The organism is Haloleucobacter albus (genome assembly GCF_052492075.1).
In genome coordinates this window covers 22,119-45,456 of sequence record NZ_JBQWAS010000028.1, presented here as the reverse complement: position 1 = coordinate 45,456, position 23,338 = coordinate 22,119, and the positions used below count along the sequence as shown (strand labels likewise).

The window sequence follows — 23,338 nt, the reverse complement described above, 5'->3', positions numbered from 1 at the left end:
ATCGGAAATGGTACTGAAATGTGGCATCCATGACATTTCACATTCCGAAAGTGGGCGAGATGGGGGCGGGGGGAACCCTTGACCCCTGGAGGACGTTCCTTCAAAACCGGCGAAGAAGGAGGTGTGTTTTCATGAAACTAAAGGAGCCGGCGGCTTTGAGGAATTGAAGCTGCGTGCGGCCCGGCAGGGAAATGCGGCGGGAATTGTCCACATGCTGCGACATTTCGCCACATTCGTCATGAGTCACGTCCCGTTCTGTACCTTTGATATGTATCAAGGCTAAAATGAGCCTCCCGCGCATGGTGCGCTGAAGGTTCCTTAGGTGCAGCTTTACGCCTCGGCGCAAGGGGTTCTGCAATGTCGACTGTTCAAGATCCAATCCAGACCCCGGCGAAGTCCCTGCGGTTTGGTGAGGCCGGGCTTCTGGTGGCGTTTGCCGCCATGGCCTTTTTTTCCGTTATCGTGGCCGCCAAGGCTTACTCGCCGGAATACGCATTTCATGCCTATCTGTTCGCGGCAGCGAGCATTGCGGCGGTGTTTGCGGTGGGTAACCGCTATATGGATCGCGACGCACAGCCTGTGCCGCAGACCATTAATGGCAAGCCAAACTACAATTTCGATGTCGTGAAGGTCGGTACGATCTTCGCGGTGTTCTGGGGTATTGCAGGCTTTACGCTGGGTGTGTGGGCTGCATTGCAGCTGGCCTTCCCCGCCTTCAATTTCGATACCGAATGGATTTCCTTCGGTCGCCTGCGCCCGCTGCACACTTCAGCCGTGATTTTCGCGTTCGGCGGCAACGTGCTGATCGCCACATCCTTCTATGTGGTGCAGCGTACGTCCCGTGCGCGTCTTGCGGGTGATCTTGCGCCTTGGTTCGTGATCTGGGGCTATAACTTCTTCATCCTCATCGCCGGTACGGGCTACCTTCTGGGCATTACCCAGTCCAAGGAATATGCCGAGCCGGAATGGTATGCGGATCTGCTGCTGACCATTGTCTGGGTCACCTACTTTCTGGTGTTCCTCGGCACGGTCCTGAAGCGCACGGAGCCGCATATCTATGTGGCGAACTGGTTCTATTTCGCCTTCATCATCACCATCGCGATGCTGCATATCGGGAATAATCTCTCGATCCCGGTGTCCATCTTCTCGCACAAATCCTACATTTTGTGGTCGGGTGTGCAGGATGCGATGTTCCAGTGGTGGTATGGCCATAATGCGGTGGGCTTCTTCCTGACCGCCGGCTTCCTCGCCTTGATGTATTATTACATCCCCAAGCGCGCGGACCGTCCGGTCTATTCCTACCGCCTGTCCATCGTGCACTTCTGGTCCCTGATCTTCATCTATATCTGGGCCGGCCCGCATCACCTGCACTATACGGCTCTGCCGGACTGGGCGCAGACCCTCGGCATGACCTTCTCGGTCATTCTGTGGATGCCCTCCTGGGGTGGCATGATTAACGGCCTGATGACCCTTTCCGGTGCGTGGGACAAGCTGCGGACAGACCCCGTCATCCGTATGATGGTTGTGGCCGTGGCCTTCTACGGCATGTCCACCTTTGAAGGTCCGATGATGGCTGTGAAGGCCGTGAACTCCCTGAGCCACTACACCGAGTGGACTGTTGGTCACGTGCATTCCGGCGCTCTGGGCTGGGTGGCCTACATCTCCTTCGGCGCCATCTACACCATGGTGCCCTGGCTGTATCACAAGAAGGACATGTACTCCCTGCGTGCCGTTTCCTGGCACTTCTGGGTCTCCACTCTGGGCATCGTGCTCTACATCTCTTCGATGTGGGTCGCCGGTATCCTGCAGGGCCTGATGTGGCGCGCCTACACCTCGCTCGGCTTCCTGGAGTATTCCTTCATCGAAACCGTGGAAGCGGTGCACCCGCTCTATGTGATCCGTGCTGTTGGCGGCATTCTCTTCCTCACAGGTGGTCTTATCATGGCGTGGAATGTGTGGATGACCATCCGAACCCCGCAGACCGAGGAAGAGCGTGAGCTCGCCCTCGCCGCGGCTGAATGACGAGGGGGCGAAAATGGCAACTCAAGGTTCGTCCTTCTGGTCCAAGCACGCCATCTTCGAGAAGCACTCGTATTGGCTGACCATCGGCATTCTCTTCGTGGTCTCCATTGGTGGCATCGTCGAGATTGCTCCGCTCTTCTATCTGAAGAACACCATCGAGAAGGTGGAGGGCATGCGGCCCTACACCCCTCTCGAGCTGGCCGGCCGAAACATCTATGTGCGTGAAGGTTGCTACAACTGTCACTCACAGATGATCCGCCCACTGCGTGACGAGGTGGAGCGTTATGGCCATTATTCTCTCGCCGCCGAGAGCATGTATGACCATCCGTTCCAGTGGGGCTCCAAGCGAACTGGCCCGGATCTCGCCCGCGTGGGTGGGAAATATTCCGACCAGTGGCATCTGGAGCATCTGAAGAACCCCCGTGCGGTGGTTCCGGCGTCCATCATGCCGGCTTATCCCTGGCTGGCGAAAACCCGCCTGAACACCAAGCATATCGCTGAAGACATGCGCGTTCTCTCGATCATGGGGGTGCCCTACACCGAAGAGATGATCGAGGCGGCGGAAGCGGATCTGAAGGCCCAGGCAACCACCGATGCCGACACCGAGGGGCTGGACAGCCGTTACCCCAAGGCCGTGGCTCGGGATTTCGCTGGCAATGGTGACAAGGTCACCGAAGCCGACGCGCTGATCGCCTATCTTCAGATGCTGGGCACGCTGGTGGACTTCAAGCTCTATGACAACCAGGCCAATGTGAGGTGAACATGGACGAGACTTACTCGTTTTTCTCCTCATTGGCCCAGACTTGGGGGCTTCTGCTCTTCGTCTTCGCCTTTGTGCTGGTGCTGGTCTATGTGTTCTGGCCTTCTCGCAAGCGTAAGAAGGACTTTGAAGACGCGGCCAATATTCCGCTGAAAGAGGACTGATCCCGTGAGCTCGACAGACAATAATTCCCACGGTCGCCTCGATGCCGTAACCGGCGTGCGGACCACTGGCCATGAATGGGATGGTATTGAGGAACTGAACAACCCGCTGCCGCGCTGGTGGCTGTGGGTATGGTATGCCTGTATCGTCTGGGCGATCGGCTACTGCATCATGTATCCGGCCTGGCCGCTTCTGACCACCAACACGCAAGGTGTTGCGGGCTGGAACTCGCGCAGCGCCGTGGCCATCGAATTGCAGGAGCTGCGCTCCCTGCGTGAGGCCTCCACCGCCCAGCTGGCGGAATCCTCTCTCCAGCAGATTGAGGATACGCCGGCTCTGCTCACGCTTGCGCGGGCTCAGGGGCGTGTGGCCTTTGCAGATAACTGCGCACCGTGCCATGGCGCCGGTGCCGGTGGTGCGCCGGGCTATCCCAACCTGAACGATGACTCCTGGCTCTGGGGCGGCACGCTCGACCAGATCTTCCAGACCATCAATTATGGTGCACGTTCCGGTCACGAACTGGCGCATGTCGGCAACATGCCGGCCTTCGGGCGTGATGGCATTCTCTCCCGTCAGGAAATTTCTGCGGTGGCGGATTATGTACTCACGCTCTCGGGCCGGAGCGAGCCCAACGCCCAGACTGAACAGGGCAAGGAGCTGTTCATCGCCAATTGTGCGTCCTGTCATGGCGATAATGGCAAGGGCAGCCAGGAACTGGGTGCGCCGAACCTCACCGATGATATCTGGCTCTTCGGCTCGGATAAGAAGGTGATTGAGTATGGCATCTACAATGGTCGCGGCAACACCATGCCAGCTTGGCATGATCGCCTCGATCCGGTGACCATCAAGGCGCTGACGGTCTATGTGCATTCTCTGGGTGGTGGCCAGTAAGGCCCCCGACCCAGCGCAAACAGAACTCCCGGAAACAGCGTTTCCGGGAGTTTTTTTATGTCTTCACCGGCAAATGAGGCGTGAAGCCGCGACCAAACGTCTGGGGTCCCCCTTAGGGGGCTTGCCGGACGTGACATTCTGGGGCCTGATGATTTAAACAGCTCCAAACTGGTTAAAGTTCGTAAAGGTGCCGAAGAAGGATTGCCGCAGTCATCCTGCCATCCGGGGCACAACATGCCGCAGACGCTTTTTCGGCCACCAGTTCCGGCGCCACATTCCTGTTCCAACCAGAACAGGATGCCGCTTTTCAATCACTGACGACAGCATGGCAGCCCATCTATGAAGTCCGCAGCAAATACAGCACATGCACCAGATCCAAATCTGGGTGAGCCTGAAGAAGACATCCCTCTGTATGAGGCGCGCAAGCAGATCTATCCGCAGAGCGTGCGCGGGCGCTTTCGCTCCATCAAATGGGCGATGCTGATCTTCGCGCTTGCTGTCTATTATCTGCTGCCCTTCGTGCGGTGGGATCGCGGACCGGATGCACCCAGCCAGGCTGTGCTGATCGACTTCCCCGCGCGGCGCTTCTATTTCTTCTTCATCGAGATCTGGCCGCAGGAATTTTATTATGTCGCTGGCCTGCTTATTCTGGCAGCGCTGATCCTGTTTCTCATGACGGCTGTCGCTGGCCGTGTGTGGTGCGGCTATATGTGCCCGCAGACCATCTGGACGGATCTGTTCATGTGGGTTGAGCGGCTGGTGCAGGGTGACCGGCGTGCACGCATGATGCTGGATGCTGCGCCCATGAGCGCCAACAAGTTCATCCGCAAGGCGCTGACGCATATTTTGTGGGTCTTCATTGGCGTGGTTACGGGTGCGGCCTTTGTGCTGTACTTCGCCGATGCGCCGACCATCCTGTGGGAGATGCTGACCCTACAGGCACCGTTCACGGCCTATGCCACGGTGGGTATTCTCACCTTCACCACCTATGCGCTGGCGGGCCTCATGCGCGAGCAGGTGTGCACCTATATGTGCCCCTGGCCGCGTATTCAGGCCTCGCTCACCGATGAATATGCGCTCAACGTCACCTATTGCTATGATCGGGGCGAGCCGCGCGCATCCATGAAAAAGGCCAAGGCAGCGCGTGCAGCCGGGCAGGCTGCGGGTGATTGCATTGATTGCGGACAGTGTGTGCATGTGTGTCCCACGGGCGTGGATATTCGCCAGGGCATGCAGTTGTCCTGCATCCAGTGCGGCCTGTGCATTGATGCCTGCAACACGGTGATGGAGAAGGTGGGGCGTCCCGGTAACCTCATCATGTATGATAGTGAGGCCAATCTGGAAGCACGCGTTGAGGGTAAGCCCTTCGTGCGGCGGATCATCCGGGCCCGAACCGTTCTCTATACGCTGCTCATCCTGTTTGTGGGCGGGCTCATGCTCTCCACGCTCATCAATCGTTCTTCCGAGGGCGTGGCGGCTATTCATGACCGTAACCCGTTGTTCGTGAAGCTTTCAGATGGCAGCGTGCGCAATGCCTATACGCTGCGCCTCACCAACAAGCAGCGGCAGGAGCGGGCCTTCGGTCTGGCCATTACTGGTGTGCCCGGTGCAACCCTTCAGGTTGTGGGTGAGAGTGGTGGTGTCGTAATGGTTGGTCCTGACCAGACTCAGGAAGTCCGCGTCCTTGTGACCACCCATGAGAAGTTGCCCCCGAAGGCATCCTTGCCTATCACCTTCCGTATCAGGGATGCGGCGACTGGCGTGGAAGCCAGCGTGCAGGATCACTTCATCGGCCCCTGAGGCCGGTGGAGGTGATGCAAGCTTGCATGTTCCTGCCCGCGGATCTGTTTCGCGGGCAGGGCACAGGGAGGTGCGTTTATGGCGAAGAGTTCCACAGATGTGCATTCCGGAAAGCAGATTTCCGGGCGCATGGTGCTCGCCGGCATTTTGTTCTTTTTCATGATTGTCGTGGCCGTGAACATCGTGATGGCGCATTACGCCATCTCCACCTTTGCCGGCGTGGAAACACCCAGCTCCTACAAGGCCGGTCTGGAATTCACTGCGGAACGGGAAGCCGCCGCCCGCCAGAACAATCGTCACTGGCAGGTGGAGGTCGATCTTGAAACACTGTCCAGCGGGCTGCGCGAAGTTACGGTGAATGCGAAAGATGCCGCAGGCAAGCCCCTTACCGGGCTGGTGGCGGAAGGCCGTCTGGCGCACCCCACCGATGCGCGCAAGGATGTGCGGCTGGATCTGGAGCCTCTGGGCAATGGACGCTACCGGGCGGATGTGACGGCAAACCCCGGCCAATGGGTTCTGGTGATTGATTTCACCAAGGGCGATGAGCGGATGTTCCGCTCGCGCAACCGAATCTATCTGCCGCAGGCAGATCAGGCGGCGGCTGGAGCGTCGCACTAATCCAGCCTGAAGGCCCACCGGCATGGTCCGGGCCTTGTCTTCTTCCGGCCGGGTGGCCTGATGAATGCCGGAATCAGGCCCCATAATAGGCCGGTTCAGGTGGCTGGCGCTGCCGGCATATGCTGGTTCAACCCCGGATGAGAGCATGGCGGAAGCGGTCGATTACTCCCTTTTCGTGACACAGGATGACGATGGCCTGTCGCGCATGAGTCTGGCCATTGACGGGATTGATTGCGCCGCCTGCATCTCGCAGATCGAGGATGGGGTGAAAGACCTGCCCGGCGTGGTGCGGGCGCGGCTGAACTACACCACCCATCGCCTCACGGTGGAATGGGGCGAGGGGGGCGCGGCCACCAATGTGGTGGAGCGGCTGGAACAACTGGGCTATCGCGCCCACCCCTTTGCCGGCCGGGCGGAGGACAGCGAGGCGCGCTATGCCAAATGGCTGTTGCGCTGCCTGGGTGTGGCGGGTTTTGCCGCCATGAACATCATGCTGCTGTCAGTTTCAGTCTGGTCCGGCAATGTCAGCGATATTACGCCGGAAACGCGGGATTTCTTTCACTGGCTCTCGGCGCTCATTGCGCTGCCGGCGGCAGCCTATGCGGGCCTGCCTTTCTATCAGAGCGCCTTTCGCGCCCTGCGCAATGGCAGCATGAACATGGATGTGCCCATTACGGTGGGCATCATGCTGGCCTTGGGCATGAGCGTAGTGGAAACCGCGTTGAGCCAGCCCGACGCCTATTTCGACAGCGCGGTGATGCTGCTCTTTTTCCTGCTGGCGGGTCGCTATTTCGATCACGAAGCGCGCCGACGCACCCGCGCGCTGGCCGGCAATATCGCCGCCTTGCGGGGCGAGATGGCTCACCGGCTGGATGCTGCGGGCACGCCGGTGCTGGTGCCGGTGCAGGCGCTTCAGCCCGGCGATACTCTTCTCGTCGCACCGGGAGAGCGTATCGGTGCAGATGGCGTGGTGGTTTCCGGCTCCTCCAGCGTGGATGAAAGCCTGGTAACGGGTGAAACCCTGCCGCGCGCCCTGAATGCGGGCGGGAGTGTTTATGCCGGTAGCCTGAATGGCGATGGCGCGCTGCATGTCCGCGTGACAGCCGGTGGCGAGAACACGCTGGTGGATGATGTGCAGCGCCTGCTGGATGGCGCACTGGCCGAGAAGGGCGCCTATGTGCGCCTGGCCGACAGGGTCTCGCGCTATTATTCGCCCATGGTGCACCTCACCGCGCTGCTTTCGGCCATTGGTTGGCTGCTGCTGGGGGCAGGGCTTCATCATGCGGTGCTGATCGCGGTGGCGGTGCTCATTATCACCTGTCCCTGTGCGTTGGCGCTGGCGGTGCCTACGGTGCAGGTCACCGCCATGGGGCGCATGTTTCGGGCCGGTCTTCTGGTGAATGCCGGCGATGTGCTGGAGCGCCTCGCTCCGGTCGATACGGTGGTGTTTGACAAGACCGGCACGCTCACCCTGCCGGAACCAACCCTGCGCCTGCCCGAAGGTGCGGACCCGGCGGATGTGGCGCTGGCCGCCCGTCTGGCCCTGTCCAGCCATCACCCGCTGGCGCGCGCCGTGGCGCAGAGTGCGCCCGGTGGTGTTGCGCTGGATGACGTGCGGGAAACCACAGGTGCGGGTGTCAGCGCCATGTGGAAGGGGGAGGAGCTGCGCCTTGGCAGTCTCGCTTTCTGTGAGGCGCGCGCGCCGGAAAACATGCCGGATACGGCATCTCTCATCGCCTTCCGCCGTGGTGCCTGCACGCTTGTGATGGGCGTGGAGCAGGCCTTGCGCCCGGATGCGCACGCTGTGGTGGAGGGGCTGAAGGCGCGCGGTCTGACGGTGTGGATGCTCTCCGGCGACAGACCGGAGGCCGTGGCCCCAGTGGCGGCGGAACTGGGCATTGTCCATGCGGTTGGCGGCCTGAAGCCCGCCGAGAAAATTGAGATGCTGGAGAGCTTGAAGGCCGAGGGCCATCGTGTGCTGATGGTGGGGGATGGGCTGAATGATGCCCCCGCTCTGGCCGCCGCCACGGCCTCGCTTTCACCGGCTACAGGGGCGGCTGTGACGCAGGCTCATGCCGATGCGGTGTTCCTTGGCCGTCATCTCGCCCCGGTTCTGGTGATGGTGGATGGTGCACGCAAGGGCGCGCATCTGATGCGCCAGAATCTGGCCCTTGCCATCCTGTACAATATTATCGCCGTGCCTCTGGCCGTGTTCGGCTTCGTCACCCCGCTGGTGGCGGCGCTGGCCATGTCAGGTTCATCCATCCTTGTCACGCTCAATGCCTTGCGCGCAGCGCGGCCCGGGCGCAAGGATAAGGCTCTTTCCGAAGTGACAGCCATGAAGGAGGTCGTCGCGTGAACGTCCTCGTCTATCTTATTCCTCTGGCCCTGTTTCTGGGCTTTGTCGGCTTGCTGGGCTTTTTGTGGAGCATGAAGAGCGGCCAGTTTGATGATCTGGACGGGGCGTCGGTGCGCGTTCTTTCCGATGATGATCTGCCGCAGAAATGAACAATCCGGTGCCGGCGGCTGAGCCACGGGCGGGTATGCTGGTCTGCATCTGCGACCCGCAATTCGACCCCCCCGCCAATGATAACGGGCCCAAGGCGGTTTCAACGCTGGCGCTGGCGGTGGGTTTCGCCTTTGCCGTGCTGGCGCAGACGGTGGCTTCCGCAGCCCTGCCGCTGGCCGGTGCGCAACTGGCTCCCAGCATGGATATGGCCACATGGCCCTTCGCTGCCATGCTTCTGGGAGCGGCGCTGGCTTCTTTTCCCGCCTCTTTCCTGCGTGATGCCTTTGGCCGGCGCACGGGCTTTGCGCTGGGGGCCTCTTTGGGCATTGCCGGCGGGGCGCTGCTGGTGGTGGCGCTGATTCAGCGCCAGTTTGGCTGGGCTTGTCTGGGGGCGCTGTGGCTGGGCATGGCGCAGGGCTTTTCCTTCTTTTATCGGCATGAGGCGGCTGCGGCGAGCGGGCGGCCCACGGCGGCCACAGCTGGCGTGCTGGGCGGTGGCGTGCTGGCCGCACTGGCCGGGCCGACACTTGCTGGCGTTGCGGAAGATCTTGTCTCACCCTTCTTTCTTGTCGGGGCTGCGGGGCTTGCTGCGCTGGCCCATGCCTGTTCTCTCGGCGTGGCGGTGACGCTGGCGTCTGATCCGCCGGCCATCTTCCGCCCGAAGGAAACCGCGCCGCTCAGCGCCATTGTGTGGCCCACCATTCTGGGGGCTCTGGCCTGGTTCGGCATGAATGCCGTGATGTCCGGCGCGCCGCTGGCGCTGGTGGGTTGCGGCATTGGAGAGGCGGCGGTGTTCGGCTTCATCGCCCTGCATGTGGCGGCCATGTATGCCCCGGCCGTGCCACTGGCCTTTCTGGGCGACAGGATCTCACCCATTCTGGTGGCGCTGGGCGGGCTGGGGCTGGTCGCCGCCGCCGTGCCCCTGCAATATGAAGGCACGCCGGAGACGATTACCGCAGCGCTCATTCTGGTGGGGGCGGGCTGGTCTGTCGCCACGGTTGGCGCTACGGGCTGGATCTATCGTGCTGGCGCGCCTAGCCGGCTGGCGCTGGCCTTGCATGATGGCACGCTGTTTTCCTTCGCCATTGTGGGGGCCGCACTGGGCGGCGTCCTGTTCTGATGCGCCTGCTCAGGCGGGGTTGAGACTGCTGAAGGCCCCCGCAATGGTTGGTTCTGCTGGAGATGTGCTGTGACCCCTGTTGCGCTCCCCATGCCCTTTTCTCTCGCCGGCCGCACGGCGCTGGTGACGGGCTCTGTTTCCGGGCTTGGTTTCGAGATTGCCCGAGGGCTGGCGCAGGCCGGGGCGCATGTGTTGGTGAATGGGCGCAATGAAGGCCGCGTGGCGCATGCGGTGGAGGTTTTGCGGGCAGAAGGCGGGGATGCCAGTTCCTGTATTCTGGATGTGTTCGATGTGGAAGCCGTTGAGGCGCATTTCGCCAGTGCGCCGCCCATCCATATCCTCGTGAACAATGCCGGCTCGCGTGATAGGCGGGCCTTGCTGGATATGGAGATGGCGGATTTCCGCAAGCTGGTGGATGAGGATCTGCTGGCTCCGGTTCACCTGACCCAACTGGTGGCGCGGGCCATGGTTGCGCGGGCGCGCGCGGGCGGCGACATGTATGGACGCATCGTCAATATCGCGTCCATTGCGGGGCTGATCTCACGGGCGGGAGACACCGCCTATACCACGGCGAAAGGTGCCATCACCGCCTTCACACGCGCGCTTGCGGCGGATCTGGGGGCCCATGGCATAACGGTGAACGCCATTGCGCCAGGCTATTTCCTGACCGAGCCGAACCTGCCCTGGGCGGATGATCGCGAGATTGGAGACTGGCTCTCCCGGCGCACGTCACTGGGCCGCTGGGGCCGGCCGGAGGAAGTGGCTGGCGCAGCGGTCTTTCTGGCTTCGCCAGCGGCCTCCTACATCACCGGGCATGTGCTGGCGGTGGATGGCGGTTATCTCGCGCATTTCTGAAACAGGCGGCTTCAGACGGAATGGATGAGGCCATTCCGTCTGCGGTTTTCAGCGAGACCAGAACCGGGCCTGCAACAGCACAAGAGCGGTGAGAATTTCCAGCCGGCCCAGCATCATCGCCAGGGTGAGAACCCAGATGGCGTGGTCTGGCAGGCCGGCATAATTGCTGGAAGGCCCCACCACCGGCCCCAGAGCCGGACCCACATTGGCCACGCTGGCAATGGCCGCGCTGGCGGCTGTCATCGGGTCCAGCCCCATCAGGTTGAGGATGAGCGCGACCACCACGAAGGTGAGCAGATAGAGAAAGACAAAATTGAGCACGGAGGTGACGACGCTGTCATCCACCGTGGCGCCGCCATAGCGCAGCGGAAACACGCCGCGCCGGAAACAGATGCGCTTGAGATGCTGCCGAATGGCCTTTGCGGTAATGGCGATACGCATGGCCTTGAGCCCACCGGAGGTGGAGCCGGTGCACCCGCCGAAGAACAACAGCACGAAGAAAATCGCGTCCGAGGCGGCTCCCCAGTTGGTATAATCCACCGCCATGAACCCGGTCGTGGAGATCACCGAGGAGACGGTGAACAGCGCTCCCCTGAAGGCTTTCTCACCATCGGCCACGCCCTGCATCACCTGCTGGGAGAAGGACAGGGCGGTAAAAAGGGCGACGATCAGGAAGAAAACCCGCACCTCGGGATTCAGGAAAAGCCGGCGGACATCGCCATTCAGCGCGCGTACATAAAGGGTGAAGGGCAGGGCCGCCAGAAGCATGAAGACGATGGCGACATATTCCACGCGCGGCTCGTCAAACACCATCATTGAATAATCGGAATTAGCGAAGCCGCCGCTGGAGACCGTCGACATGGCGAGGGTCACGGCATCGAATGTGCTCATTCCGGCCATGGCATAGCCGGTAATGCACAGCACGGTGAGCAGGGAATAGGCGACCAGAAGACCCTTGGCGATAGAGCCGGTGCGCGGCATGAGCTTTTCTGACTGGTCGGATGATTCTGTGCGGAACAGCTGCATGCCGCCAATGGCCAGCATGGGCAGAATGGCGATGGCAATGGCGATAATGCCGATGCCGCCGAACCAGTGCAGCATGACCCGCCACAGCAGAATGCCGCGCGGCTGGGCATCCAGCCCGGACATGACGCTCGCGCCGGTGGCCGTGATGCCGGACATGCTCTCGAACATGGCATCGGTGAAGGACAGATGCGCGCCCCCCCAGATGAAGGGCTGGGCGGCAAAAACAGTCAGCACCACCCACACGCTGCCGGTGAGCAGGAAGGCCTGTCGCAAATCGAATTTGCGGATTTCGGTGGAGCGCCCGGCCATCCACATCAACACGCCCACAAAGACGGTGATGGCGGCAGAGCCGATGAACGCCCAGTGCCCGCCGGACTGATAGGCATAATCCACGGCTGCGGGGATCAGCATGCTGCCGCCCAGAACGGAGAGCAGAATGCCAAGGATGGCCACGACCGGGCGAATATCGAGGATGGAGACGGCGCGGGTCTCGATCTCGGGCAGGTGCGCGGAATGCAGGTGCATGTGGGCGGCTTCAGTTCAGGATGCGGTGGGCATCAGGCAGATCCAGCGAGAAGGCGGGAACCTCCACGCTGAAACGCTCGCCGGTTTCGCAGATCATGTCATAGCTGCCGTGCATGATGCCTGTTGGCGTGGAGAGCGGCACGCCGCTGGTATATTCGAAGTGCCCGCCAGGGGGCAGCACGGGTTCTTCTCCCACAACACCGGGGCCATGCACTTGCTCGGTGCGGCCCAGCGCGTCGGTGATGATCCAGTGGCGGGTCTTCAGCTGCACGGTCTCGGAGCCAAGATTGGCCAGCTCGATTGTATAGGCCCAGAAATAGCGGCTGTGGTCCGGCTCGGAACGCTCGGCCATGTAGCGGGGCGTGACAGTCACCTGAATCTGCCGGGTGGTGGCGCGGTACATTTCGGGTGAATCTCCCTCAGGGCCAGTGCCGGCAGAAAGCGCCGGCCCGCCACGAACCATGATAAAGGCGGCCGAAGCACGCAAGGCCGCGGCACCATAGCATATTGCCCAAGCCGGGGGCACAGGGCCGTGGAACGGCCGGGCAGGGTGTGGAGAGCGCACGGTGAAGGGGCTGCAAACAGGCATTGCGGCTGGGTTCGGGCCGCAGCGCCTGCGCGTTTCAGTTCTGGCGGGCGGCGACGAAATAGGCGGCCTCGATCAGCGTTTCCGCCTGTGCGCCAAAGGGGGCGAGCGCCTGTTGCGCCTCTTCGACGAGGGTGGCCAGGCGGGCTCGTGCGCCATCCAGCCCCAAGGTGGATACCAGCGTGCCCTTGCCGGCCGCAGCATCCTTGCCCACCTTCTTGCCCATAGCCTCGGCGGAGCCTTCCACATCCAGAATGTCATCGGCAATCTGGAAGGCCGCGCCCAGTGCCCGGCCATAGCTGGCCAAGGCAGTGCGGGCGGGCGCATCTGCCTGCCCCAGAAGGCCGCCGGCCTCGACAGCGAAGGCCAGCAAGGCCCCTGTCTTCATGCTTTGAAGGGTGATGATTTCATCTGCGGAAAGGGCGAGTGGCGTTCCGGCTGCGCCATCCGGGCCGGAAAAGCGGCCTTCCGCCGCCAGATCCAGCATCTGCCCGCCCACCATGCCGCCCACACCGGAGGCCCGCGCCAGGCCGCGTGTGAGCGCAAGGCGTACCTTGGGATCAGGGTGGGTGGCGTCATCGCACATCAGATCGAAGGCGAGGGTCAGCAGGCCATCACCAGCCAGAATGGCTGTGGCTTCATCATAGGCGCGGTGCACTGTAGGCTGCCCGCGCCGCAGATCATCATTATCCATGGCGGGCAGATCATCATGCACCAGCGAGTAGCAGTGCACGCATTCCACTGCTGCCGCCGCTGTCAGTGCCTGTTGCCGGGGCAGGCCGAACAGGGCGGCGCTTTCCAGCACCAGAAAGGGCCGCAGCCGCTTGCCACCAGCCAGCGCACCATGGCGCATGGCCGCCATCAGCCGCTCCGGTCGCAGGATTTCACCGGGCAGGGGCACATCCTTCAGCGCAGCGACAAGGCGCGCCTCTGTTGCGGTGGCGGCAGCTTCCAGACGGGTGATGATGGAATGGGTCACGAACAGCCTCATCAGACAGAGAGACGCAAGGGACAGTCAGGGGACAGGCAAGCGAAAGACAGGTGTGTGGCGCATGAACCGTGATCCGGCTTCAGATCAGGCGTAGCCCAGCCTGTACCTACACATCTCTTGCCAGCTTGCCCATAGGGGCGGCCCATGGCGTTGCCAAAAGATGGTCACATGCAGATGGCAAAGGCGGGAGACTGTCATGCCTGGAGCATAAACCGGCATGACATTCGCAGAAGATGGGAATGGGCGCGCTTCGGCCCTCGCCACCGCCGGCAGAAATCTTTACCCTGCGCGGCCGGATGAAAAGGGAGGGCTGATATTGCGCCTGCTGCTCCAGATTGTCGCCATTCTCTATCTGGTGCCGATGGTGCTGGCCATTTTCTATAACTGGGTGAACCCGGTCTCCACCCTCATGCTGGCCCGCTGGGTGACAGCCCAGCCGGTGGAGCGGCAGTGGACCCCGATAGAAGACATCTCGCCGGCGCTGGTGCGCACGGTTATCGCCTCGGAAGATGCTGGATTCTGCCGGCATGGCGGTATCGACATCACTGAAATGGGGCGAATGCTCTCGCGGGCGCAGGGGCTGGATGATCTGCGCGGCACTTCCACCATCACCATGCAGGTGGTGAAGAACCTGTTCCTGTGGCAGAAGCCGGAAATTCTGCGCAAGCTGTTTGAAATGCCGCTGGCTGTCTGGCTCGATCTGGTGATGAGCAAGCGGCGCATTCTGGAAATCTATCTCAATATCGCTGAATGGGGGCCGGATGGGCAATTCGGCGTGGCGGCGGGTTCTCAGGCCGCCTTTGGTGTGCGGCCCTCGAAACTCTCCGCCCGCGAGGCAGCCTTGCTGGCGGTGATGCTGCCCAACCCGCAGCGCCGCCATGCCGGTGCGCCTTCTCCGGGTGTGCGCCGGCTGGCGGCCCGCCTTCAGGCGCGTGTGCCGAAAGAGGGGCCGCAGATCGCAGCCTGTATCTATTGAGCTGCGAAACCTGTCTTTGGGCGGCTTTTCATGCCCAACCCTTGATCCGGCCCGCTGCACGGTCCAGATGAAGGCAGATGATGAAGGATTTTTCTCCCATGCGTCTCCCCATGCGTGACCTGACTGGTAGCCGTTTTTATGTCTGATCCGATGACTTCGCCGCGCCCAGCCCCCGCCGCCCGTGGGCATATGAACCCGCTTCTCAAGATGGCGCTGGAGCTGGGCCCGCTGGGCGTGTTCTTCCTCACCAACAGCTATGCCGGCATTTTCACCGCCACGGCCGTCTTCATGGTGGCCACCCTTGTGGCGCTGGGGGTGATGTGGGTGCTGGCCCGCCGCATTGCCGTGATGCCGCTGGTCTCCGCCTTTCTGGTGGTGATTTTCGGTGGCCTGACCCTGTGGTTGCAGGATGACCATTTCATCAAGATCAAGTCCACCATCATTTATGCGCTGTTCGGCGTGGTGCTTCTGGGTGGGCTGGCGGTGCGCCGGCCGCTGCTGCCCTATGTGTTTGATGACATGGTGCGGCTGACGGATGAGGGCTGGCGTATTCTCACCCTGCGCTGGGGGCTGTTCTTCCTCGTCATGGCGGTGGTGAATGAACTGGTGTGGCGCAATTTTTCCACGGACACCTGGGTGACTTTCAAATCCTTCGGCTTCCTGCCGCTGACCGTGGTGTTCGTCATGGCGCAGGCCCCGCTGATGGTGCGTCATGAACTGAAGGATGACGCCGCAGAGGAGGGGGCCTCACGCCCCTGAGTTGACGTGCGTGGTGCGGGCCCCCATAAGCCTTATCTGAAGGGGTTCTGAATGCTGACAAAGAAGGGCAAATACGGCCTCAAGGCCACCGTGCATCTGGCCCGCCTGCCTGCGGGGGCCTCCACACAGGTGGCGGATATTGCCGAGACCAACCAGATTCCGAAAAAGTTTCTGGATGTGATTCTGGGTGAATTGCGCAATGCCGGTTTTCTGGTCAGCAAGAAGGGCAAGCTGGGCGGCTACCGGCTGGCCCGCCCGCCGGAAGAGATCATCGTTGGCGACATGATCCGCGCGCTGGATGGGCCGCTTGCGCCTTTCCCCTGCGCCAGCCGCAATGCCTATGAGCCCTGCGAGGATTGTGACGTGAGCCGGTGTGAAGTGCGCCTGCTGATGGTGCGGGTGCGTGATGCGATTGGCACGGTGCTCGACAAATACACTCTCGCCCAGATGCGCGATCTCTCGCAGGAAGAATTTGCCTCTTTCGTGGACTATATCTGAGCTTCACCCGCCGCCGGTGAGCAGAAGAAGCCCGCGTATGGAGAGCCTGGCGCCAAAAAAGCAGAGCAGCGCGATCAGTATCTGCCGGCTGTGCTGCACCAGCCAGTCCTTGCTACGATCGAGACGGGGCTGAATGGTTTTTCCGGCCAGAAGATACAGCACCACCGGGCCGGCAATGGTGAGGCTGCCAATCACGATGAACAGGCCGTAATCCTCAATACGCTGCGGGCTGGCCGTCTCTGCCAGTTTCGAGGCCATGGCGGCGGTCAGGATCAGGTTTTTCGGATAGATCGCTGCAAAAAAACACCCGGCCGCGCCGGCCTGGAGGGGTGTGAAATGATCTGCGGCGGAAAGCCATCGGGAGGTCTCTTGCTTGTCCTTGCGATGCCCCCAACTGCGCAGGGCCAGAGCGAACAAGAGCAGGCCGAAGGTGAGGGCCAGCGCGCCGTGGATGACGGGCCTGTGCCCCATGCCGCTCAAGCCGCCAATCATGAAGATGACGCCGCCAAGCGCGCCCAACCCGAACAGCCAGCCTGCCAGAAAGGCGATCCCGTTCTCTTTCGCGCGTGGAGAAAGCAGGATCATGACAAGGGCGATAATCACAAGCGGGCTGATCGCAACGCCCAGCCCATGGGTGAATACATCCAGCAGATTGGTCGTCATCATATCGGGCCTTCACTCTATGGGCTGGGGTGAAAATTCCCGGACGGTGGCGGCTCCGTGATATGCGCGCTCTGCTCCCGCCTCATTGCTGCGAGGCGAGGAAGGAGCGGAAGCGCGCCAGCGCGATGCCATAGAACACCATACCTACCGCAAAGGTTGCCAGAAAGCGCGGCCAGACAATATCCAGCCCTGCCCCACGATAGAGAATGGCCTGCGCGAAAGACACGAACTGGGTGGAGGGCGAAACCTGCATCGCCATCTGTAGCCATTGAGGCATGCTTTCCAGAGGGGTGAACCCGCCGGAGAGCATGTTCATGGGCAGCACGATGAGAAAGAAGAGCAGGCCGAACTGTGGCATGGAGCCGGCCAGCGTGCCCAGAAAGATGCCGAGCGAGGCTGTAAAGAACAGATAAAGCGCGGTGCCGGCCATGAACAACAGAATGGAGCCGGAAATCTGCATCTGCATGATGAGTTGCAGAATGACCAGAATCGCAAAAAGAGTGCAGGCCAGAATGAAGGCGCCGTTGGCGAAAATCTTCGCCAGCATGATCTGGGAGGGGCGCACCGGCAACACCAGCAGATGTTCCAGCGTGCCATGCTCGCGCTCGCGAATGAGCGCCGCGCCGGCCAGCAGGACGGACAGCATGGTGATGTTTGAAATGAGCCCCATCGTGCCCGTGAACCAGGAAGATTCCAGCCCCTGATTGAAGGCCGCGCGGATCTGGAGTTCCGCCGGCGTGGCGATTTTGCGGCCATTGCGGGCGACGAAGGTTTGAACCTCCTGCTGGAAAATGGCGGTCAGATTCGCCGCCCCGATGCCGGCCTGCATCAGTGCCGTGGCGTCAATGAGAAGCTGCACCTTGGGAGAGCGCCCCGCCAGCACATCGGATTGGAACTCCGGCGGGAAGTTCAGCACAAAGGTGTAGCGCGCCGCATCCATTTCCGTATCGGCCTGAGCGGGTGTCAGGGCGACAGGTGGCTGGAAGCGCGGCGGCAGCAAGGCATCCTGAAGGGCTTGGGAGAGGGGCGAATTATCCTCATCCACCACGCCGATGGTGGCGCGATTGAGGTCATGCACCATACCGTTGGCCTGGATATAAATGGCGGCCGTGAAGGCATAGATGACAAGGATCAGCAAGGCCCTGTCCCGCCACAGGCTGATGATTTCCTTCACCAGCAGGTGACGGATATTGCCGAGGCTGGCGGCCAGCCCGTGATGGACAGGAGTTGCCGCAGGAGGAACGGAAGAAGAGGTCATCTCACGTCTCCTGTTTGCGCAAGATGAGATGCGCGATGAGCAGCAATGCCGGCCAGAACAATGCCGTGGAGAGAATGAAGGGCACAAGTTCCGAGAAGGAAAGCCCCTTGGTGAAGGCCCCCACACTGATGCGCATGAAATAGGTGGTGGGAAAGAAGGTGCCTACTACCCAGCCCGCGCCGGTGAGGGTCGCCACCGGCTGCAACAGGCCTGAAAATTGCGTGGCCGGCATCATGGTGCCAATGGCGGTGCCGAACAATGCGGCCACCTGTGTGTTGGTGAGGGTGGAGGCTACCAGCCCGATGGCGGTGGAGGCCAGCACATAGGCGATGGCCCCCAGCGTCAACCCCAGCAGTGAGCCCTTCAGCGGCACGCCGAACAGGAACAGCGCCATCAGCACCATCACCACGAAATTGAACAGCGCCACCGCCACATAAGGCGCCTGCTTGCCCAGCAGAAATTCCAGCTTGGTAACCGGGGTGACATAGAGATTGGTGATGGAGCCAAGCTCCTTCTCCGTCACCACGCCGAGGGCTGTGAGAATGGCGGGAATGAAGACCAGAAGCAGGCCGATCACCGCCGGCACCATGGCCGCAACACTCTCGAAGGATTGGTTATAGCGGTAGCGTGTTTCCAGCGTGGCCAGGCTGGTCACATTCTGGCCGGCGGCCTGCGCCGCCTTTTCCAGAAATTGCAGATGAATCGCCTGCACATAGCCCTTGATGGTTTCGGCCCGGAAGGGCATGGCCCCATCCAGAGTCACCAGCACTTCCGTGGGTCGGCCGGAGCGCAGATCAGCCCCGAAATCCGGCGGAAGCTCAATGGAAAAGGCGATGTCGTTGGATTGCAGCCGGCGTTCCAGTTCCTGCGGGCTGGTGGCGGGCGGGCGCACGACGAAATAGGAGGAATGGGCAAATTCGTCGATATAGGCACGGCTTTCCGGTGTCTGGTCGCGGTCCAGCACAGTGAAGCGCACCTTGTCTACATCCAGCGTGATGCCATAGCCGAAAATAATCATCAGCAGCGCTGTGCCCAGCAGGGCGAAGGCGAGACGCACCGGGTCGCGTTGCAGTTCCAGCGTCTCACGCCAGGCATAGGCACCCAGCCGGGTGAGGGAGAAGGCGGTATGCCGGCGCGCGCCATGGGCGGCGGGTGCCGGCGGCTTGGCGTGGGTTTCAGCCGCTCGCCCGCCCATCTCCATATAGGAGATGAAGGCCGCCTCCAGCGAGGGCGCGTTCTGGGCCTGCTTCAGCTCATCCGGCGTGCCGGTCGCAATGACCTTGCCAGCATGCATGAAGGAGATGCGATCACATCGCTCGGCCTCGGCCATGAAATGGGTGGAGACGAAGATGGTGACCTGCTCCTCGCGCGAGAGACGCTGGAGATGATCCCAGAAATTGTCGCGTGCCACCGGGTCCACGCCGGAGGTGGGCTCATCCAGAATGAGCACTTCCGGCCGGTGCAGAATGGCGACCGCCAGAGACAGGCGCTGGCGCACGCCCAAGGGCAGCCCTTCAGAGCGGGCGTCCATATGGGCGGACAGGTCAAAATCACGCTGAAGCTCGTCAATGCGGGCTTTCGCGTCGGCCTCTTGCAGATTGAAGAGTTGGGCGTGCAGTTCCAGATTTTGCCGCACGGTAAGCTCGCCATAAAGCGAGAAGGCCTGGGACATGTAGCCCACGCGCCGGCGCGTCTCGATATCCTTCGGGTTCACCGGCACGCCGAACAGCCGGGCCTCGCCCTCGCTCGCTGGCAGAAGGCCGGTGAGCATCTTCATGGTGGTGGATTTGCCGCAGCCATTGGAGCCGAGAAAGCCGAAAATCTCGCCACGGCGAATATCGAAGCTCACATGATCTACCGCCACGAAACTGCCGAACCGCCGGGTGAGCCCGCGGGAGGCGATGGCGATGGGGGCATCGGCCGGAATGGGGGCGCTTTCGATATCGGCGCAGGTTTCGCCGCGCCGGTCTTCAGGCAGCAGGGCAATGAAGGCGCGTTCCAGATTGGCTTCGCCCGTTTTCTGAAGCAACTGGGCGGGGGTGCCATCAGCCAGAAGCGCCCCGTCATCCATCATCACCACCCGGTCGAAGCGGGTCGCCTCATCCATATCCGATGTGGCGACAAGCAGGGTGAGGCCCGGCCGTTCGGCACGGATGGCGTCAATGAATTCCCAGAACTGGCGGCGCGAGAGCGGGTCCACCCCGGTGGTAGGCTCATCCAGCACCAGCAGGTCGGGGTCATGCACCAGCGCGCAGCACAGGCCCAGTTTCTGCTTCATGCCACCGGAGAGCTTGCGCATCAGCCGGTCAGTGAAGGGGGTGAGGCCGGTGGCCTCCAGCAGCGGGGCGACGCGCGCGCCGCCAGCATCGGCATTTTCACCGAACAGACGGGCGAAAAAGGCGATATTCTCGGCCACGGTGAGGTTGGGGTAAAGATTGCGCCCCAGCCCCTGCGGCATGAAGGCGATGCGCGGCTGTACACTCTCTCGCGAATGCCGTTTGGCCATATCGGCCCCCAGCACCTCGACTGTGCCGCCCTGAATGCGCTTGGCCCCGCAGATCAACCCCAGCAGGGTGGATTTACCGACCCCATCCGGCCCGACCAGCGCTACGGAAGCCCCGCGCGCGATAGTCAGATCCACCTTCTTCACCGCCTGCTCCGCGCCATAACGGTGATGGATGCCGGAAAGGCGCAGCGCAGGCTCCGCCATCGGGCCGGAAGGGCCTGTCACTGCACGACCTCACGATCCTGCTTCACATCCCCGCCGGCGGGGCCCGGCTCGCCCGGCTTATTGCCAGCCTTGGCCTGTTCCACCAGATCGGACTGGAGCCAGGAGGGCCACTGTACATTCGGGTTCAGGCGCACATAGCCTACGCCGGTGACGCCGGTTTTCACATGCTCCAGATAGTGATCCACCAGAATCTGGGGCACGCGCAGTTTCACGCGGAACATCATGCGGTCGCGCTCGTTCTGGGTTTCTACCTGCTTGGGGGTGAACTGGGCGCGGGCGGAAACAAATGAAACATTGGCCGGCACAGCGCGGTTGGGCAGGGGCTCCAGAACCAGGCGGGCCTCGCTGCCCAGCGCCAGAAGGCCGGCATCGGCCGCAGGCAGGAAGATGGTCATGTAGACATTGGAAAGATCCAGCAGGGTCAGCACCTTGCCGCCGGCGCCCAGTACCTCACCCGGTTCCGCAAGGCGATAGATCACGCGTCCGGTAACGGTGGCGACCAGCGTGCCGTCATCTACCATGCGTTTTAGGCGATCAACTTCGGCATCGGCCGCGCGGATGGCGGCTTCCGCAGCGGCTTTGCTGCTCTCGCCCGCGGCCAGAGCGGCCATGGCGGTGATGCGGGTGGTGCGATACTGATCCACCTTCTGCTGGGTGGCGAAGCCCTTGGCGACCAGCGTTTCCTGGCGCTCCAGCTCCTTGGTGGCCAACTCCAGCTCACCCTTGCGCTGCTCGATCACATGGCTGGCTTCATCACGGGCCTTGCGGGCCTGTGCAGCCTGGGCCTCAGCGGCGCGCAGGGCGGCTTCTGTTTCGGCCACATCCATATGGCCGACAATCTGCCCCTTCTTGACGAAATCGCCTTCCTCGGCCAGCACATCCAGCACGCGGCCGGGGGCCTTGGTGGCCACATCCACCTCTGTCGCCTCAATGCGCCCATTGCCGGAAGCAATGCCCGGCGGCAGTTCATGCGCATACATGCTGTAGTAAAGATATACGCCAGCTACACACAGAAGGATGAAAGTGGCGAGCAGAACAAGAGAGATGCGCTTCATCGGCGGGGCAGCCTCCGCAGGATAATTTGACCACAGGCATGGGCCTCTTCTGTGGTGCTTGTCAATGTGGCGGGGAGGCGCGCATTTTTTGCAATGCTCTGCGCAGATCAAATTCGGCCGGCAGCCTCTGGCGCGCGGTGTATCTGCGGGCAAGGGCATGAAGGGGCAAAAAACAAAGGGCGCCCGGAATGGAGCGCCCCTGTGTTTCTCAGTAAAGCCCGCTTACGGGCGGAGCATAGGCCGTGGCAGGTGCCGGCCGTGGCTCGGATGATGCCGTGGTGACTCTCTGCTGGCCTTGCGCTGCGGCGGTGGCAGGCGCTGGCGCATAAAGCGGAGGCGGGGCCGCGGCGGGGCGGGTCGCAGGGCGCATGGCCGGTTGCGGGGCCGGAGCCGGGCGCGGGGAGGCGATGCGGGCCGTGGAAATGCTGCCCGTGGTTTCAGGCGAGGCTGCGGGGCGGGCATTGGCCACATGGCGGGCCGCCGGCTTTCCGGTCTTGTCCAGCGCCACCATCTGGGTGATGGTGCCGAAGCGGTAGCCCTTCGCGATCAGATCATCCAGCACCTGCGGCATGGCATCCACCGTGGTGGCGTGAATATCATGCATCAGCACAATGGCGCCGGGCTTGGCCTGCGAGATGATATTCTCGTAAACCACCTTCGAGTCCCGATATTTCCAGTCGAGCGGGTCGATGCTCCAATACAGGAAGCTCATGTCGAACTTCTGGTGGATGTGGTTTTGCAGGGTGCCGCGCATGGCCCCATAGGGCGGACGCAGATAGACCGGGCGCTGGCCGGTGGCGTCGAAGATGGCCTGCGAGGCATCCGTAATCTGCTTGTCGGAGGCTGCGGTGCTGATGCGGGTGAGCTGTGGGTGGCTCCAGCTGTGATTGCCGATTTCGTGCCCTTCTTCCACCATGCGGCGCAGAATTTCGGGGTGCTTGGCGGCGCGGGTGCCGAGCACGAAGAAGGTGGCCTTCACGCCGCGCTCCTTCAGCATGTCCAGCAGGCGGGGGGTGGTCTCCGGGTTGGGGCCATCATCGAAGGTGAGGGCGATATAGGGCTGGTCCACATTGAAGGAGCGATAGGCAACCTGTCGCTTGCCAGCTACGCTTTCCACCGTGGCGGTGCGCACGGTTTCTGCGGCGGCGCGCACGGCTTCGCGCTCCTCCATGTAAGATACCAGCGCGGTTTTTGTCGCCTTGCGCGCGGCGATGGAGGAGGGCGTTTCAGGCAGCGCCTTCAACTCCTCCTGCCGGAAGGTGTCATGGGCCTTGTGCACCACATCCGGAGCGGAAAGGGCGGCCTTCACCAGTTCAGCCTGGGTGGGCGTCTTCTCCGTCAGGCCGGGGGCGAAGGCAAAAGCGACGCCGGCGGCACCAAGAGCCAGACACCCGGAAAGAAGCACGAGGGGTTTCACGGCGATCACTTTCGTTACAAGATCAAGACCAGTGCGCCCAGTTTTCCTCAATTTCGTGGATAAATCGTGAAGCGCGACGCAGCGGAAGATTCAACCTGTACGTGTAGTTGGTGCTT

The 23,338-nt window shown here is 62.0% G+C and carries 21 protein-coding genes; 13 read left to right on the top strand and 8 right to left on the bottom strand.

The annotated features are described in order from the left end of the window. Positions 1-357 precede the first annotated feature (357 nt). The 10 genes from ccoN (at position 358) to ACT6QH_RS10150 (ending at position 10,737) form a co-directional block, all read left to right on the top strand. The gene (gene ccoN / locus ACT6QH_RS10195) at positions 358-2,022 is read left to right on the top strand and encodes a cytochrome-c oxidase, cbb3-type subunit I (protein ID WP_444974720.1); all 1,665 of its coding nucleotides are present in this window, start codon (positions 358-360) and stop codon (positions 2,020-2,022) included. 13 nt (positions 2,023-2,035) lie between these two features. Then, the gene (gene ccoO, locus ACT6QH_RS10190) at positions 2,036-2,782 is read left to right on the top strand and encodes a cytochrome-c oxidase, cbb3-type subunit II (protein WP_444974719.1); all 747 of its coding nucleotides are present in this window, start codon (positions 2,036-2,038) and stop codon (positions 2,780-2,782) included. 2 nt (positions 2,783-2,784) lie between these two features. Continuing rightward, complete coding sequence (locus ACT6QH_RS10185; protein WP_444974718.1) at positions 2,785-2,946, top strand: cbb3-type cytochrome c oxidase subunit 3; 162 nt, start codon at positions 2,785-2,787, stop codon at positions 2,944-2,946. A gap of 4 nt (positions 2,947-2,950) precedes the next feature. Next, positions 2,951-3,835, top strand: coding sequence for a cytochrome-c oxidase, cbb3-type subunit III (gene ccoP / locus ACT6QH_RS10180; RefSeq protein WP_444974717.1), 885 nt, complete (start codon positions 2,951-2,953; stop codon positions 3,833-3,835). Positions 3,836-4,174: 339 nt separating this feature from the next. After that, positions 4,175-5,635: a cytochrome c oxidase accessory protein CcoG gene (ccoG, locus tag ACT6QH_RS10175; protein WP_444974716.1), complete on the top strand. Its 1,461-nt coding sequence runs from the start codon at positions 4,175-4,177 to the stop codon at positions 5,633-5,635. Between the two features lie 78 nt (positions 5,636-5,713). Continuing rightward, on the top strand, positions 5,714-6,253 hold the full coding sequence (locus ACT6QH_RS10170) for a FixH family protein (RefSeq protein ID WP_444974715.1): 540 nt from the start codon (positions 5,714-5,716) through the stop codon (positions 6,251-6,253). Between the two features lie 145 nt (positions 6,254-6,398). Continuing rightward, complete coding sequence (locus ACT6QH_RS10165) at positions 6,399-8,612, top strand: heavy metal translocating P-type ATPase (protein WP_444974714.1); 2,214 nt, start codon at positions 6,399-6,401, stop codon at positions 8,610-8,612. Next, positions 8,609-8,761 carry a cbb3-type cytochrome oxidase assembly protein CcoS gene (gene ccoS / locus ACT6QH_RS10160; RefSeq protein WP_444974713.1) on the top strand — a complete coding sequence of 51 codons (153 nt, stop codon included), beginning with the start codon at positions 8,609-8,611 and terminating at the stop codon, positions 8,759-8,761. The genes ACT6QH_RS10165 and ccoS overlap by 4 nt, the downstream gene beginning before the upstream one ends. Continuing rightward, positions 8,758-9,882: an MFS transporter gene (locus tag ACT6QH_RS10155; RefSeq protein WP_444974712.1), complete on the top strand. Its 1,125-nt coding sequence runs from the start codon at positions 8,758-8,760 to the stop codon at positions 9,880-9,882. The genes ccoS and ACT6QH_RS10155 overlap by 4 nt, the downstream gene beginning before the upstream one ends. Positions 9,883-9,951: 69 nt before the next feature. Further along, the gene (locus tag ACT6QH_RS10150; protein WP_444974711.1) at positions 9,952-10,737 is read left to right on the top strand and encodes an SDR family oxidoreductase; all 786 of its coding nucleotides are present in this window, start codon (positions 9,952-9,954) and stop codon (positions 10,735-10,737) included. Positions 10,738-10,785: 48 nt separating this feature from the next. Here ACT6QH_RS10150 and ACT6QH_RS10145 read toward each other — a convergent pair whose 3' ends face one another. From ACT6QH_RS10145 to ACT6QH_RS10135, 3 genes are all read right to left on the bottom strand, one after another. After that, positions 10,786-12,288: a TrkH family potassium uptake protein gene (locus ACT6QH_RS10145; RefSeq protein ID WP_444974710.1), complete on the bottom strand. Its 1,503-nt coding sequence runs from the start codon at positions 12,286-12,288 to the stop codon at positions 10,786-10,788. 10 nt (positions 12,289-12,298) lie between these two features. Further along, the gene (gene apaG, locus ACT6QH_RS10140) at positions 12,299-12,691 is read right to left on the bottom strand and encodes a Co2+/Mg2+ efflux facilitator ApaG/CorD (protein ID WP_444975138.1); all 393 of its coding nucleotides are present in this window, start codon (positions 12,689-12,691) and stop codon (positions 12,299-12,301) included. A 220-nt stretch (positions 12,692-12,911) separates the two neighbouring features. Beyond that, positions 12,912-13,853 carry a polyprenyl synthetase family protein gene (locus ACT6QH_RS10135; protein WP_444974709.1) on the bottom strand — a complete coding sequence of 314 codons (942 nt, stop codon included), beginning with the start codon at positions 13,851-13,853 and terminating at the stop codon, positions 12,912-12,914. Positions 13,854-14,226: 373 nt separating this feature from the next. Here ACT6QH_RS10135 and ACT6QH_RS10130 point away from each other — a divergent pair, with 373 nt between their 5' ends. The 3 genes from ACT6QH_RS10130 to ACT6QH_RS10120 all read left to right on the top strand — a co-directional run bounded on the left by ACT6QH_RS10130 (position 14,227) and on the right by ACT6QH_RS10120 (position 16,098). Next, on the top strand, positions 14,227-14,841 hold the full coding sequence (locus tag ACT6QH_RS10130; protein ID WP_444975137.1) for a biosynthetic peptidoglycan transglycosylase: 615 nt from the start codon (positions 14,227-14,229) through the stop codon (positions 14,839-14,841). A gap of 189 nt (positions 14,842-15,030) precedes the next feature. After that, a complete protein-coding gene (locus tag ACT6QH_RS10125) occupies positions 15,031-15,600 on the top strand; it encodes a septation protein A (RefSeq protein ID WP_444974708.1) in 570 nt (189 codons plus the stop codon). A gap of 51 nt (positions 15,601-15,651) precedes the next feature. Next, the gene (locus tag ACT6QH_RS10120) at positions 15,652-16,098 is read left to right on the top strand and encodes an RrF2 family transcriptional regulator (protein ID WP_444974707.1); all 447 of its coding nucleotides are present in this window, start codon (positions 15,652-15,654) and stop codon (positions 16,096-16,098) included. Between the two features lie 3 nt (positions 16,099-16,101). Here ACT6QH_RS10120 and ACT6QH_RS10115 read toward each other — a convergent pair whose 3' ends face one another. The 5 genes from ACT6QH_RS10115 to ACT6QH_RS10095 all read right to left on the bottom strand — a co-directional run bounded on the left by ACT6QH_RS10115 (position 16,102) and on the right by ACT6QH_RS10095 (position 23,222). Beyond that, positions 16,102-16,764, bottom strand: coding sequence for a GAP family protein (locus tag ACT6QH_RS10115; RefSeq protein ID WP_444974706.1), 663 nt, complete (start codon positions 16,762-16,764; stop codon positions 16,102-16,104). A gap of 79 nt (positions 16,765-16,843) precedes the next feature. Continuing rightward, positions 16,844-18,019, bottom strand: coding sequence for an ABC transporter permease (locus ACT6QH_RS10110; protein WP_444974705.1), 1,176 nt, complete (start codon positions 18,017-18,019; stop codon positions 16,844-16,846). Between the two features lies 1 nt (position 18,020). Next, a complete protein-coding gene (rbbA, locus tag ACT6QH_RS10105) occupies positions 18,021-20,729 on the bottom strand; it encodes a ribosome-associated ATPase/putative transporter RbbA (protein ID WP_444975136.1) in 2,709 nt (902 codons plus the stop codon). Positions 20,730-20,746: 17 nt separating this feature from the next. Beyond that, on the bottom strand, positions 20,747-21,805 hold the full coding sequence (locus ACT6QH_RS10100) for an HlyD family secretion protein (RefSeq protein WP_444974704.1): 1,059 nt from the start codon (positions 21,803-21,805) through the stop codon (positions 20,747-20,749). A gap of 208 nt (positions 21,806-22,013) precedes the next feature. Continuing rightward, a complete protein-coding gene (locus ACT6QH_RS10095; protein WP_444974703.1) occupies positions 22,014-23,222 on the bottom strand; it encodes a polysaccharide deacetylase family protein in 1,209 nt (402 codons plus the stop codon). Positions 23,223-23,338 lie beyond the last annotated feature (116 nt).